8 protein-coding genes are annotated in these 14,621 nt (G+C 66.2%); all 8 read right to left on the reverse strand.

The window, feature by feature from the left end; translation table 11 throughout:
• Positions 1-120: 120 nt before the first annotated feature.
• Positions 121-1,701 (reverse strand): cellulose biosynthesis protein BcsG, encoded by a 1,581-nt coding sequence (gene bcsG, locus ACTPOI_RS24785; protein WP_440114036.1) that lies wholly within the window; start codon positions 1,699-1,701, stop codon positions 121-123.
• Positions 1,698-4,136, reverse strand: a complete 2,439-nt coding sequence (gene bcsA / locus ACTPOI_RS24790) for a UDP-forming cellulose synthase catalytic subunit (RefSeq protein ID WP_440114039.1) — start codon at positions 4,134-4,136, stop codon at positions 1,698-1,700. The genes bcsG and bcsA overlap by 4 nt, the downstream gene beginning before the upstream one ends.
• 89 nt (positions 4,137-4,225) lie before the next feature.
• Positions 4,226-5,014: a cellulose biosynthesis protein BcsQ gene (gene bcsQ / locus ACTPOI_RS24795; RefSeq protein WP_440114042.1), complete on the reverse strand. Its 789-nt coding sequence runs from the start codon at positions 5,012-5,014 to the stop codon at positions 4,226-4,228.
• 25 nt (positions 5,015-5,039) lie between these two features.
• On the reverse strand, positions 5,040-5,219 hold the full coding sequence (locus tag ACTPOI_RS24800; protein ID WP_440114045.1) for a hypothetical protein: 180 nt from the start codon (positions 5,217-5,219) through the stop codon (positions 5,040-5,042).
• Positions 5,216-6,904 (reverse strand): cellulose biosynthesis protein BcsE, encoded by a 1,689-nt coding sequence (bcsE, locus tag ACTPOI_RS24805; RefSeq protein ID WP_440114048.1) that lies wholly within the window; start codon positions 6,902-6,904, stop codon positions 5,216-5,218. The genes ACTPOI_RS24800 and bcsE overlap by 4 nt, the downstream gene beginning before the upstream one ends.
• Positions 6,905-7,022: 118 nt before the next feature.
• The gene (locus ACTPOI_RS24810; RefSeq protein WP_440114051.1) at positions 7,023-10,943 is read right to left on the reverse strand and encodes a cellulose synthase subunit BcsC-related outer membrane protein; all 3,921 of its coding nucleotides are present in this window, start codon (positions 10,941-10,943) and stop codon (positions 7,023-7,025) included.
• Positions 10,940-12,097 (reverse strand): cellulose synthase complex periplasmic endoglucanase BcsZ, encoded by a 1,158-nt coding sequence (gene bcsZ, locus ACTPOI_RS24815; protein ID WP_440114054.1) that lies wholly within the window; start codon positions 12,095-12,097, stop codon positions 10,940-10,942. Before bcsZ ends, ACTPOI_RS24810 begins: the two co-directional genes overlap by 4 nt.
• Entirely contained in the window at positions 12,090-14,480 is a 2,391-nt protein-coding gene (gene bcsB, locus ACTPOI_RS24820; RefSeq protein WP_440114057.1) for a cellulose biosynthesis cyclic di-GMP-binding regulatory protein BcsB, read from the reverse strand. The genes bcsZ and bcsB overlap by 8 nt, the downstream gene beginning before the upstream one ends.
• Positions 14,481-14,621 lie beyond the last annotated feature (141 nt).

The following is a 14,621-nucleotide window of genomic DNA, read 5'->3' on the forward strand; positions in this document are numbered from 1 at the left end:
GCGAAGAGGGGAAGGGGTTGACGGGCGCACGCCGCAGGCGGGCGAGGGCCCGGTGCACGGGCGCAGCAGCCGATTATGCGGGACACGGCTTCTGGCCGCTGCCTGGTCCAACGCCGTGGATCAATAGCTGTAAGGAATCCACTCTCCGTTGCCCGACTTCATCAGATACTTGCCGGCCGCGTTGCGCATCACGATCACGTCGGCGTTTTCCGAGACGAAGGGCGTGGTCTCCGGTGCCTGGAGGCGATCGGTCAGTGGGCGGGCTGAGTCGGCATAGGGACTGTCGCTCAGCAGGTCGCCAAGCAAGGTGAACAGGCCCAGGTAGCTCATGGGCTGGTTCACCACCACCGGCGCTGTGGACTCGGCCGCAGGGTCTTTTTTCTTCATGCCCACGAGCTTTACGCCAGCAGGCACCAGTGTGATGCGTGGGCCTGGAATCTCGCGCATGCCCGAAATCTGTATCTTGTCGCCGCGCAGCGATGCGCCGTGTTCAGGCACGAGCACTACCACCACCGGTTTACCCGCCGTTTCCAATTCCGTAATGAATTTGTCGAAATCAGCCATCAATTGCACCAGGCGAGGCTTGTAGGTGTCCAGGCTGCTGCGGGAGGTCATGCCGGGCACGCGGTTGCCGTCGTGCAGTGAGATGCTGTTGTAGTACAGCGCCACGGGGGCGGCACCCCGCTCGCTGCTGCGCTTCTTCCACCACTGCGACAGCAGCGCGTGGTCGTTGTAGATCGGCGAGCCATCGAAGTTCTGCATGTGTACTGGCGCACTCTGGTTGGGCTGCAGCTTGCCCGCCAAACCGCCGCGCTGCTCCAGCGCATGGGCGTACTCTTCGTACACGCCATCGTGGTTGAGCAGAGCCGCTGTCTGGTAGCCCACCTTCTCCAGGTTGGGAAACACGTAACACTGTGGATCGATGCCATCGTACAGCTTGTTGTGGGGTGTTTGTCCGCACGAGCCGTGCAGCACGCGCAGCGAAGCCGGCCCGCTATAGCTGGCGGCGCTGTTGAAGTTGGTGAACAGCACGTCAAAGCGTTGGAGCAGCGGGTGGTTGCGCTGGCCCACAAACTCCATGTCGTCCCAGGACAGTGAGCATACGTGCAGCAGAATGATGTCGAAGGGGGGCGGTCCGCCTGCGGTGCTGAACTGCATCCGTTTCTGGCTTTCGCTGGCATAGAACTTTTGCAGGAGGGCGTCGGGGTCTGCCGCGTCGGCGCCCGCCACGGAGGAGCCATCGCCAGTGTTGGCCTGGGCATTTCCGGCATCGGTGATCTGAGCCTCCCGCTCCTGGAGGGCTGCCACCACTGGCACGCTCAAGATGCCAACAAGGGCCAAGGTGGCAAAGCGTACGCGTCGCGCCAATGCTGCATAGAGAAAGACACCGGCCACAGCCATCGCCACAGCCGTGGGGTTGACCAGCCGCCCGGCCAACTCCATCCAGTAGTCGGCGCTGAAACCCGCCAGGGCCTTGAGCTGGGATAACACGCGTCCCAGGGTGGGCAGGTAGGAGTCGTAGTACAGCAGGGCAATCGCCGCTGGCCAGGCCAGCACGGTGCGGGTGCGTCTCAGCATTCGGTGGCCGATGGGGGGCAGCAGCGCCAGCCACAGCAGAAGGTTCAGCCACCAGCTAAAACCGATGTAGCCCGTGAAGTACAGGCCGACCTTGGCCAGGAAGTACAGGTTCCAGTAGCTCATGCGCCCAGTCCCTGTTGTCTGCGTTGTCTCCCGGTGGGCCAGCGGGTGTGGGCAGCGTCGAGCAGCGATTCCCAGAACTTGCGGTAGCCGAGCACGCCGAGCTGGGCGATCTCCTGCAGGCCATGCAAGGGGCGGTCGATGTCATGGCTGTCGTTCCATTGCCGCCAGGTGTCGGGGCGGGCAAAGGTGCATTGCACCAGGTCGATCTGTTGTTCGCGGGTCATGGGGTCGAATTGCAGGCCCGTGGCGCCCTGGCCCCGGTGCAGCATGATGGTGGCGGGGAAGGTGCATTCGGAATGGCCGCGCCACAGGCCCACCTTTACCTTGTCCCCCACTGCCGGTCGGATGCCTTCGGGCAGCTCCAGGCCCACTCCTGTCATGGAGAAGTCGATGCAGACGGCCTGGAGCACCGTACCGTCGTCCTGGTACAGCGTGGCCTGCAGCCGGGTTGCCACACGGTGCATGCGGCGCACCTGGCGCGCCTCGGAGGCCACGCCCAGCGCTGCCCCCAGCATGAGGATGCTGTAAACGGTCCACAGCAGGTTCAGCAGCACGGTGGCCGTTTCTTCCGTGTTCCAGAAGAACAGGCGCATGATCCCCATGCCAAAGGCTGCGAAGTTCAGCAGCACCAGCACGGTGTAAGGGCGCGAGATGGCCCAGTCGAAGTAGGGCTCATCCACCAGTCCGCCCTTGGCTGTCACGTTGAACTTGCCCAGGCGCGGGTTGATCAGCGCCACCGTGGTGGGCAGTGCCACGTACCAAGCCAGCACGGTCTCATAGACCTCGGCCCAGAATGTGTGTCGGTGCTCGCCTTGCACGTGTGCGTTGGCGATGTTGGATTGCAGGATGTAGGGCAGAACGTACAGCGCGATCATGATCGCGCCCGCGTTGATGATGTGCCACTCGAAGAACAGGAAGGCCATGGGCGCGGTGAGGAACACCAACCGCGGCAGTCCGAAGAAGAAGTGCACCATGGCATTGGCATAACAAATGCGCTGCCACAGCGTGAGGCCCTTGCCGAGGAAGGGGTTGTCTACGCGGAAGATCTGTGCCATGCCGCGCGCCCAACGGATGCGTTGCCCCACATGGGCCGACAGGCTCTCGGTGGCGAGGCCCGCGGCCTGGGTTTCGTTGATGTAGGCCGTGGTGTAGCCGCGCCGGTGCAGCTTGAGGGCCGTGTGTGCGTCCTCGGTCACGGTTTCCACGGCGATGCCACCCACCTCCAGCAGCGGGCCACGGCGGATCACGGCGCAGGAGCCGCAGAAGAAGGTGGCGTTCCAGAAATCGTTGCCATCCTGGATCAGCCCGTAGAACAGTGCGCCCTCGTTGGGCACGCGGCGGAAGGTGCCCAGGTTGCGTTCAAACGGGTCGGGCGAGAAGAAGTGATGCGGCGTCTGCAGCATGGCGCACTTCGGGTCGCGCTGGAACCAGCCCACGGCCGTGGTCAGGAATGAGCGTGTGGGGATGTGGTCGCAATCGAAAATGGCGATCAGCTCGCCGTCGGTTTTGCCCAGCGCGTGGTTCAGGTTGCCAGCCTTGGCGTGGTTGTTGTCGGGGCGCACGATGTAACCCACGCCCATGGACTCAGCGAACTCGCGGAATTCCTCGCGCCGACCATCGTCCAGGATGAAGACCTTCACCTTGTCCTTGGGCCAGTCCAGTGCCATGGACGCCAGCACGGTGGTCCGCACCACGCTCAGGGGTTCGTTGTAGGTGGGAATGTAGACATCGACGGTAGGCCAGGAGGCAGGCTGGCCCTGCAGGTCGGCCGGGCGGCGGTGCAGGGGCCAGGCGGTCTGGATGAATCCGAGCACCACCACCAGCCACGTGTAGGCTTCGGCGGCCAGCAGGCCGTAGCCCAGGAAGGATTCAATGGCCGATTCGAACTCGATGGACGAGGTCACCCGCCACCAGGCATAGCGCCCCATGGCCAGCAGGCTGATGGCCGCCAGTGCCAGCGAGGGGTAGCGCCCTGGCAGGCGGCGCAGCACCAGCGACAGGCCCCAGCAAAGCAGCATGAACAGTGTCTGCCCGAGCCAGTTGAAGGGGGTCGTCATGACGACCAGCCCGGCCAGAAGGCCCACGGCCAGCACCACCCACCGGAGCCCGGGAATTTCCATGAGGGGAGACAGCACCTGGTCGGCCAGGCGCATGCCCTTCTCCACGCTGACATGGGTGGCCAACCGGTCCATGGCGCGCAGGAAGAGGCGTATGGGCCAGAACACCCCGTTCAGAAGCAGGGCCAGGCCTTTCCAGCCCCAGCGCAGCACAAACACCAGTCCTGCGAGCAGCCAGCGCCCCGGCTGAAGGAGCCAAGGCAGCAGTGCACGCTCGGGCGTGGCGGGCAGCACGACGCAGCGCCACAGCCACATCCACCATGGTGCACCGGGTGCCACTTCCAACTGCCGCGCAAGCCAGCGTATCCAGAGGCTCATGTGGTCTGGCTCGGAGCCCTCGTTCGCAGGCGCTTGAGGGGGGGATGGCGCGTTTGCGCGGGGTGCCACGCCCGTATCGTGCAGATAGGTCATGGCAGGGCGGCGCCGGACACCAGCATGGACGCGGGGGCCGCACGCTGGCCCACCAGCCAGTTGCACACACCCTGCAGGTCGTGGGCGGACTGTGCCTGGGGCGCCAGGCTGCCCACACACATGGCGCGGGCCAGTGCGCGCGCGATGTTCTCATCTTCGTGCAAGGTATAGGGGATGAGGCGCTCTCCCCATTGTTCGCGCAGGGTCTGCAAGGCCTCGCGGTGGGAGACCCGGCGCGGATCGAAACGCGTGACAAGCACACCCTGCTCACCGGGGGCTGCTGCAGCGCTGCGCAGCAGGGTCTGCACACTGCTCAGGGCCGCGCAGGCGCGGGCAGAGGCTTCCAGTGCCACCAGCACGGTGTCGGCGCAGTGCAGTGCGGCTTGGGCCCAGGGTGAGGGCCACAAGGGGGTGTCCAGCAGCACGGTGCAATCAGAGGGGATGTCCAGCAGTTCGATCTGGTCCTGCAGCCAGCGCGGCTGCGCCTGCAGCAGCTGGTGCAGGGTGCTGATGGTTTCCAGGGAAGCCGCTCCAAAAGGCAGGACTCGCACGCCATCCGAGTTGTCAAATCCGTTTTCAGCCCACCATTGCCCGTTGGCCGCTGCGCGAGCCCATCCAGTGGTGCTGGCCTCGCGCATGCCCAGATGCCGCGCCAGCAGGTTTTGGGCGCACAGCTCCACCGCCAGGCTGCTCTGGCCCTGGCGCGCCAGGAGCGTGGCCAGATGGGCCGTCAGGGTGGTTCGCCCCACTCCTCCGAGTGGCGATACAACGGCAATCACACGCATGCAAAGTCTCTGTTCATTCGTTCACTCAAGGTGTGGAAGGTGGCGTTGGCGCACCGGCCGCATCCGTTTGCGGTAGTTCGGGCCGGTAGGGCCTCACGCAGCGCAGTGGCTGGCGTGCCCGTTGCGCACGGCGCAGCAGCAACCAGCAGGGCCAGGCCAGCAGGGCTCCCAGCAGCATGTAGAGCAGCAGCATCAACAGCGTCATGCCACGGACCTCCCGGCAGGGTGCGGCACGGCACGCCGTGCAATGGGGCAGCGCTGCACGCTGGGGCCTGCCGCGACATGCACGGCGCCGGTGTCCGCAGGCAATGCGGGCAATGCAGGCCGTGTGGACGAGGGAAGGGGGGGTATGAAAGCTGGCGCAGCAGTGGCGACTGCCGGCGCCGCTGGCGTGTGGCCGAGCAGCGCACTGTAGTCGGGCAAGCCCTTGCGCGAGGCCTCTTGAAGGTGGCCGGTCATGGCTCGGATGCCTGTGTCCGAGCAGTCGGTGGCTTCGGATGAGAACAACTGGGTCAAGGGCAGTGCAAAAAGTCGGTGCAGCGCCAGACCCACATCGGGTTCACGGCAGGCGAACAGGAAGACGTACACCGCCTCATGGTCGGCGGTGAAGAGGTCGCCGTCGCGTGCGGTGTGGCAGGCGCGCAGCGCATCCAGGTGCGGGATCTGCGCCAGCACGTTCAGTCGCACCAGGCTGTGCGACAGGCCAATCGCATGTGTGCGGTCCAGCATGCTGCGCACCAGTGCACAGAACTGCGCCGGCGGCTGGTAGCCCCGCTCGCGTGCAGGCATGAAGCTGCCCAGCGCCTGCTCGTAGTCCGGGTGCACCTTGCGGGTGTGGCTTTGGGCGTTGATGTCCTGCAGCAGCTGCAGGAGCCGCGAAAACCCCACCTCCTTGTAGACCACGGCACTGGCGCCCAGTTGCAGCAGGGCCTGCTCGCTGTGTGTGCGCAGCTTTCCCAGGTTTTCCCGCACCACGATCTTGAGCGTGAGCGGGCGCGACAGGCGCAGCTGATGCACCAGGCGTGCACGGGATTCGAAGTCTGACGCCTGGCCCGCATCCAGGAGCACGGTGGCAGCCACACTGGCGGCGGCCGCTATCTCCAGGTCGGCGAGGCCCTCGACGATGCGCCAGTGGCCGGGCACGCCACGCTGGCCTTCGATGGAAGCACGCGTGGCGATGACCTCGGACTGGTCCGCCGCTTCGACCAGTTCGCGCGCGGCCCCCCGCGTGCGCGTGCCGTCGGCAGCCAGGCGGCCCGTTGTGTCGTCGCGCAGCAGCCCGAACGCCGTCTGGAAGAGCGCGCCGCTATCGGTATTCCAGCGCTCCAGGCCCAGGCTCCAGCGGTCCGCATCGGTGCGCAAGGTGGCAATGTGCATGGACATCTGGCACAGATTGCGCAAGGCGGGCAGAAGCACTTCAGGCTCCAGCGGCGGGAAGAACCCCAGCACCACAGGGCGTGCACGCTCGCGGCACAGGACGCTGAGCTGGCGGCTTACCCGGGCCAGCTCCGCCACGCTGAGGCCTGCCAGCAGGCCCTGGGCGTCACAGACAAACAGCGCATGTGCATCGCTCAGGCCGGTGCGCTCCAGTTCCTGCATCAAGGATAGGAGCCCATGGCGCCGCACCTCGGCCTGCAGGCCGGGCGAGAGCACCCACAGCTGCAAGCCGCCGGCGCGGTAGGCGGCCTGCAGGGCTGGGCGCCGCAGCAGCCCGTCCACCCATGACGTGTCGGATGCGACCAGGCCCACGGAGCCTGCAGCGAGGGCGTCCTCCAGCAGTGCGGGGTACCACAGCGCAGCACTGGGCGCATCGGCTGCGACCAGGGAGACAGGGACATGCGCAGGCAACTGGCTCACGCCATCGGGCAGACCTTGGATACCGATGTGCATGGGGGTTGCGCCACCGTCAGGCCCACGGCCAGGGGAAAGGCGCAGGCGCCGGAGCCAGGTGCGCGCCCGCCCTGGAGGCAGAAGGCTTTTGCGCGGGGGAGAAGAGGCGGTGGACATCTCAGAAACTCGAATAAGGCTGGACGGGGCGCGGGCGGTTTTCCAGCGGCGCCAGCACCGGGTCAAAGCGATAACGGCCGTACACCATGAGGTTGGTGGGGGCGTAGTAGGCGGAGCGGTCCAGCTCCAGCTGGGCACCGAGCGAAAGATTGCGTGTGACCTGGTACTCCAGCACGCCCCGGAACGACCGGCCAACCCCTGAGCCTGAACTGCCTGGGTACACCGGGACATTGCCACTTTCCGCCAGGCGCGCACGCGCCAGCGCCTGCAGTAGCGCGCTCTGCGGGAAGTAATCGCTGTCGGCGCTGCTGCTGCGCGATACCGATACCGAACCCCGCGCCAGCCAGGTGAGGGCCCCGTGGCGACCGCTCCATTCCACAGGCAGTGCAAGGGAAGCGTAGCTGCGTGGACTGTAGTAGCCACCGTGGCCAAAGCTGTACTCCGACAAGTCTTTGCTGTAGTGCCAGGCGGAAAACGCCACGCCCATGTTGACCACGCTGTGGCTGCTGCGCCAGACGTCGCGGTCCACAGCCACGCGCAGTTGGGCGCGGGTGTTGTTTTCCACGTTCTTGCCGGTCAGGGCTGCGAGATTCAGGCTCACCGAGCCGCTGTAGGGACCGAAGTCGGTGGACAGGCGCGCCGCGGCGCCGGTGGCCACCACGCCACCCCAGGTCTCGCCGGAGACGGGATCGCGGGCACCGGCATAGGACAGCAGGCTGCCTGTGATGGGGCGACGGAAAGCTTCGAGCTTGTAGCCGTAGCGGCCCAGGGTGCCGGTTTTGGTCAGCCCCCCCACCACGTTGGTCACCGGGAAGCCCACGCCGGTGGCTCCAATGTCCCATTGGATGTCGTCGCCCACAAAACCAAAGCCCAGGTTGGTGCCTGCGCCACGCTGGCGGCGGGAGGTCAGGGGCGAGCCTGGGGGCAGAGCGGCCATCTGGCCAAAGTCCAGCAGGTCCGAGCCATCGGCAGGCAAGTCCCCTGCGTTGAGCTTGACCCGGTCCACATGCAGAAAATAGTGCCCGTCGTAGCCGCGTGGCATCCAGGCGACGAGGGGGCGCTCCCAGCCGCGCAGGCTGGAGATTCCCTCGGTGGAATTCTTTCGCAGCCCGGTGTGCGCGGCCTCGATCCAGACCTGTCGGCGAGCCTCGATGGCATCGATTTCGCCCTGGATCTTGGCGACCACGGCCGGGTCTACGGGCTGCGAGAGCGCGTAGCTCTTTTGCAGCGCCAGCGGGGGCTCGGCATCTATCGTCCTGACGGGGGGAGGTTCGGCTGTCGCAGGGGCTGCGCCGTGTGTCTCCAGCATCAGAGCGCTGCGGAAAAACACCAGCGCCTGCGCATAGTTGCGGTTGGCGCGTTCCAGCCGCGCAGCGTGCAGCAGGACGTCGCTGTCCTGTGGAAACGCCTGCAGCAAACGTGTGGAAAGTGCCCGGGCCTCTTCCATGCGGCCGGCGCGTTGCCAGATGCGCAGCAGCGCCAGCTGCTGTCCGGCGTCGTTCGGGGGCAGATGGTCTTGCAGCCACAGGGCGTGTTCGGTGGCGCCCCTTGCATCGCCCAGCCGCGATAGCGCATCCGCCAGGGACATGCGCAGGTCCAGGCCGTCGGGCTGCGCTGTGACCAGTGGTGCAAGCAGCTGGGCTGCGTCGGCATACTCGCCTGCCGCCATCAACAGGCGGGCCTGCGTTTGCGCACGCTGCTGGACCGCGTCGGGAGAAGCAGCCGGGGCTGGCAGCTGCAGTGGCTGGCGTGCCATGCGCACGGCTTCGGTCAGGTTACCGGCCTGGCGCTGCTGTTCGATGAGCCGCTCGCGGTGGGCGGTGTAGAGGGCTACGAGGCGCGCTTCTTGCTCGACGCTCCAGCCCGGTGATTGCAACAGGCGAGGCAGGTGTTCGGCCAGTGCGGCATCGTCCTGTGCGCGGTTGAGCAACTGGGCATGGTCGAGCTGCGTCTGTGGCTCCATGCGGGGCGTGCGCGCCGCCAACCGGTTGAACACTGCCACGCCTTGCAGGGGCTGTGCCCGGCGGAACCAGGCATTGGCCACGGTGTAGAGCAACTCGGCATCGTTGCCTGCGGTCTGCTCGGCCCGGGCAAGCAGTGCCTGCGCTTCGGCGGGCTGGCGGCTGGCGGCTGCCTGCGCCACCAGCGCATTGACGGTGGAGCGTTGGCTCAGAGCCTGCATCGATTCGGTGCGCTCGCCGGATGGAATCTGCGCCAGATCGGCCAGCGCCCCCTGGTCGTCATCCACCGCAGAGCGGATCAGCGCCCGCGCGTACAGCATGGCACTGCTGGCCACTCCCGGTGGGTTGGCTGTGGCGCGTGCCATGCCTTCGTCCATGACATTGAGTGCTTCCTTGGGCAGGTTCAGCCGCAGGTACAACCGTGCCAGGCGATGTCGCACCCAGGCGTCGCCCGGTGCCAGCACCACGGCAGATTCAAGGGCGCGCAATGCAGCACTCAGACGCTGCGCCTGCAGGTGCTCTTCGGCCTGGGCGACCAAGATGTCGGCCTGCGTGCCTGCGAGCTTTGCGCCCAGGGCAGCGTCGCGGGTGGCGGCCTCGGCCAGCAAGGCCAGCGCCTTGCCTGAGCGCTGGGTGCGGGCATACAACCCGGCCAGCCCCTTGACGGCAGCGCTGCTGTTGGCCTCATGCCGCAGCGCGTCCAGATACAGGTTTTCGGCCAGCGCGTGGTCTCCCTGCAGGTCGCGGATGCTGGCCAGTGTGGTCAGCGCCTCTGTGTTGCCGGGTTGCAGGGCCAGCGCCCGCTCGGCCAGGCTAGCGGCCGTAGATAGTTCGTTCTTCTCGATGGCCCGGTCTGCCTGTCGCAGAAAGCCCCAGAACCGGGCCGTCTCCTGCAGTTCTTTCCATTTGTCCTGGCGGGTCAGCGCATAGGCCTGGCCAAACAGCTCCTGGGCCTGGGCGTGTTCACCCTGGCGCAGACGGATGAGCCCGAGGTTGCCCAGGCTGTCACCGTCGCTGGGGCGCAAGGCCAGTGCAGCCTGGAGCTGTTCTTCGGCCAGTTCGGTGTTGCCCTGGTCCAAAGCTGCCCGTGCGGCATTGCGCGCCAGGTTGGCGGGGTCGCGGGCTGCCCGGGCGGCGCGCTCCACGGCCTGTTGCATGGCGGCCAGGCGATCTTCCATGGCCTGGTCGCCGGGGTAGCGCTGCAGAAAGGCACGCACGCGGGGCAGGTTGGCGGAGGTGTTGGCCAGCCGGTCCATGGCACGGCGCCACAGGTCCTGCAATTGTTGGGCGTTGACATCGGGTTGCTTGGCCAGCGATTCGATTTCCTGCACCACGGTAGTGGGGTTCTCGCCCTGGTACATGCGCATTTCGAGCTGCGCCAGGCGGTAGCGCGATTCACCGGTCTCCTGGTACAGCTTGCCCAGCTGGCGCAGGGAGTCGGCATTGCGCTTGGTGCTGGAGCCGAGGATCTGGTGGTATTCCAGCGCCAGTCCACCCAAGGTAGGGGGGCCTTGCGGGAACAGCTCGCGCGCCAGGTCGGCGGCCTCGGCCTTGCGGCCTGCACGCGCCATGAGCCGCATTTGCGAGAGTTTTTCACGTTCGCTGCCATAGACCCGCACCAGGGTCTCCAGCTCCTGAGTCACCGCGTGGCCAGGGTGGCGGCTGCGCAGGGTGTCGAGGATGCGCTTGGCTTCATCCATTTTTTTCTCGCGCAGCGCCAGGTCGCCGAGCGTGCCCAGTCCCTGCGGCGAATAGGGGTCCATGGCCAGGACCTTGTCCACCAGCTGGCGCGCCATGTCAGGGCGGTTCTTGGAGGCCCACATGCGGGCACCGCTGAGCAGCTCGGCCTCGACGGCCGACGGCGTGCTGGCGTGCACGCCCTGGACTGGGGGCAGGCAGGCTGCGGCCAGCAGGGTGATGGAAGGCAGCCAATGGCGGGGGCGGCGGGGGGCTCGGGTCACGGTTTCCACCGCGCCAGGAGCTGGCCCGTTGCTGTGAAGCGGTACTGCCCCTCGAATGCACCCTGGCCAAACAGGGCCAGCACCTGCTCATAGTAGGCCTTGGGCCGCAGGGGGCGTGCCTCCAGGCGCATGCGCTGCGACTGCAGTGCCTTGTCGTCCCCCATGGCACGCAGAAAGGGCAGTATCGCGGCCGAAAAGCCCGAGGGCGCAGGGCCCGAGGCCTGCCCAGTCAGGATGTCGATGGATTCGGGCGGATAGCCCTGCTCGCGCACATAGCGGGCCATGGGCGCCAGGGTGTCGAGCAGCGCTTTGCGCCCGGGCGCGTCGGCATGCATCACACCGGCCCACAGGTAGACACGGATGGCGTTGTAGGTGCCCTGGCCTTTTTCCTTGCCTTCTGTATCGACCAGAAAGCCCTGTTTGGCGTCGTACACCGTCCAGTCGGGGGTAAAGCCCTTAGGCGATGCGCCACGGATGACTTTGAGCGAGCTGTCCACCAGCTTTTTCCATTGCGGGTCGTAGTCACTGGCGGCCAGCCAGTGCATCAGGTGCATGGGCATGTAGCTGGGGTTCAGGCGCCAGCGGCCGTTGGGCTGCACGAACCCCTTGGGCGCGGGCAGCAGTGTGGGGCCCAGGCCCGGGATGTCGGCGGTTTCCTCCCGCAGCACACGTGCGGCCAGCAGGGCCGAAAGGGCGCGGTAGCTGCGCTCGTTCCACAGTCGGCCGGCCTCGCCCAGCGCATAGGCAATCCACAGGTCGGCATCCGATGCGGCGTTGCTGTCGATCACACCCCATGTGCCGTCGGGGCGGCGGCCCCAGAGCCATGCAGGCAGGCGCGCGGTCATGTCGCCTTCGCAGAGGTTGTTCTCGGTCCAGCGCAACAGCTTGTCGAACATGGGCCGATCGTTTGCCACCAGTGCAAAGAAAAGTGCGTAGGACTGGCCTTCGGAATAGGTCTGGCCACCCCCATCATCGTCAGAGACCACACGGCCGCCTTCGTTGATGAATTGGGCTTTGAAAGCGTCCCAGGCGGGCCAGGCGGTGCGGCCTCCGCCCGCTGCGGCTGGCTGGGCCTGTGCGCTCGGTAAGCAGGCCAGCAGGGCGGCACTGGCGCAGGTCTGCAAGGCGGCGCGGCGATGAACGGGCTTAGTCATGGTGTGCAGCCAGTCGGCGCCGCGCCATGCTGCGCAGCGCTGCGTAGACGATGAAAGTCAGCAGCAGGCCAGTGCCAATGCCCACGAGGGCCAGCAGCAGCGGATGGCTGTGCATGTGGAACCACAGGCGCTGCCACCAGGGCAGGTCACCTACGTAGTACACCGGCTTGATGCGGAAGCTTTCGATGGCGTCGCCGCGCATCAGTCCCAGGTCGCCACGCAGGCTCTTGATTTTGCCCGCGTCATTCAGGCCCTGGCTCAAGAGGGACATGGCATCCTTGTCGGTGGCGGTAAGGGCTACCACGCTGCGCCCGCTGCTCAGGGGCGATTCGAAGCCCGTCACGGCTGCCAGCGGGCCTTTGCCCTGCAACACGGCCTGGCCCCCCGAAGCCGACAGGCGCTGGTGGGGCTCCAGGTTGAAAAGATCGAAGAATGAACCCATCGCGCGTTCCAGCGGTTGCACCGAACGTGCGCCCGCTGCCAGCAGGGCTGGCAGGTGGCTCTTCCATTTTTCAAGCAGTCCGTCGCTGTCACCCTGGGAAATGACCAGGATGTCGGTGTCGGCCGCCTTGTCGGCCTCGGCCGCGCTGAGCAACTTGAAGCGCGTACCGGGATAGCCGGTGGACGCGCTCATGCGGCCCACGGCCGTGAGAAACACTTCCACGTCGGATGGCGTCGGCCGGTTCGGCAGGATGATGGACGTCTGCGCCAGATCGGGCACCCGCGTGAACGGGAAACCGCTGTTGGCATAGGCCGCCAGATTGGGCATGGCCAGGTAGTGGCGGAAAGCCGTGAGGTCGATGGTGGAATGCGGGTCGATGGCTGCGAACAACTCGGTGGGCGGTGCCGAGCGACAGCGGCCAAGATCGTTGGGAGGGATCTGGAAGGCAAACTGCAGCTGGTTGTCGCCACCGATCATGAAGGCCGGGATCTTCAGGTCCGAACGGGTCTGGGCACTGCCATCGTCGAACAGCGGCAGCATGATGGTGCTCTTGCCACTGGTGCGGTCTTCGCGCGACTGCAGCGGGTAGGACTGGATGAACTGGTTGTTGATCGAGATATTGAGCGCCCCATGGTCCGAGACACTGTTGGGCGTGTAGCGGTAGGTCAGGTCCAGCGGCACACCCTTGGCGTTCCAGGTGAACAGGTCAGGCGCCATGCGGGTGTAGACGTTCACCGTGTCGTTGAGCACCGCGCCGCGCAGCTGAAGCTCCGAAGCGCTGGACACCAGTTCTGCCAGCTTCACAGGCCGTTGGGTCGTGATCCACCGGGGTGCGTCGTACGGCTTGGCCAGGGCCGGGTACTCCAGCGACTTGACGGTGATGCTCTGCCCCGAGAGCGCGGCCTTGCCCAGGGCCAGCGCGTCGGCCGCCATCTGCAGCTGCGCATCGTCCTTGCCCAGCACCAGCAGCAGCTTGGCGCCGGGCATGTCGGGGTGTGGCACGACGGACAGCGTGGGTTCTTCCACCGCTGGAAGGGTCTGCAGGAAGGCGGGGCGGTTGTTGTTGGTGGCCAGCACCACGGCGTGCTGGCGGGGCAGCTGGTTTTCAAACACCGGAAACTGGTTGCCACGGTAGCCTGCCAGCATGCCGATCCAGCTTGCGACGGAGCCCGACGCCTTGAGTGTGCCCATGCTGGGCTTGTCGCCGTACACAAAAGGCAGGTTGACGGGCCGGTTGTCACGTGGGTCGAAGAACGGTGCGGGCAGCAGGGCCAGATCGTCGCGCAGCGGGATCTGGCGCAGCGAGAGTTCGAGCTGGCTTTCGTTGCTGATGGTGGCCCACAAGCTCGAATGGTTGGGCGTTTCGCATTCCATCGTGTAGTGGCCGATGAACTGGAAGCGGAAACGGTTGTAGTCGGTGAAGTAGCGTGGGTCGATGTTGAGTTCGACGGTCTGTGGTGTGCCCAGACGCTCTTTGTCGAGGACAAGGGTTTGCAGCGTTTCGTCGTTGAGCATCACCTTGAGGTGCGACAGCACCGGGATCAAGGCCGGCGACAGCGTGAAGGTCAGGCGCAGCCGGGCCGATTCCACCGCTTCGTCGCGCCGCACGCCCACGCCCACGCTGGCCTCGCTCTCCACGCCGCGCAGGGCGATGGGGCGCGCCACGCCAAGATCCTTGAGGCTGACCCTCCACTGCCGGGAGGGCAGTGGCGAGGGCGTTGCCACTGTTGCATGGGCTGCACTGGCTCCTGTGTCTGCGGGTGCCACCTTGCTGCGCACCACATCGCGTTCTGCCCTGGCCTGGTTGCGATCCTTGGCCCCGGCGTCACGCGATTTGGAGGACTGTGCATTGGCAACAGGGTGGGGCAGCGAGATCAGGCCGACGGCGATGAGTGCGAGCAGGATGGAGGGCGCGCCGGTTTTTTGGGGGCTGGATGTCACGGTGTTCTGGGTGTCTCGTTCCGGGTGAGGATGGCGTCGTGGGCTTACTTCACCGGTGTGTCATGTGTTTGACAAAGTGTAGCCACGCGTTTCGTCCGCAAATGGTCGGGAGACATTTGTTTGCAATCGCCGCCAGGCCTG

Source organism: Acidovorax sp. BL-A-41-H1 (genome assembly GCF_051942715.1).

Excerpts from the sequence above, each read along its gene's own strand:
- bcsG (WP_440114036.1), bottom strand. The coding sequence starts at position 1,701 with ATGAGCTACTGGAACCTGTACTTCCTGGCCAAGGTCGGCCTGTACTTC.
- bcsA (WP_440114039.1), bottom strand. The coding sequence starts at position 4,136 with ATGAGCCTCTGGATACGCTGGCTTGCGCGGCAGTTGGAAGTGGCACCC.
- bcsQ (WP_440114042.1), bottom strand. The coding sequence starts at position 5,014 with ATGCGTGTGATTGCCGTTGTATCGCCACTCGGAGGAGTGGGGCGAACC.
- ACTPOI_RS24800 (WP_440114045.1), bottom strand. The coding sequence starts at position 5,219 with ATGACGCTGTTGATGCTGCTGCTCTACATGCTGCTGGGAGCCCTGCTG.
- bcsE (WP_440114048.1), bottom strand. The coding sequence starts at position 6,904 with ATGCACATCGGTATCCAAGGTCTGCCCGATGGCGTGAGCCAGTTGCCT.
- bcsZ (WP_440114054.1), bottom strand. The coding sequence starts at position 12,097 with ATGACTAAGCCCGTTCATCGCCGCGCCGCCTTGCAGACCTGCGCCAGT.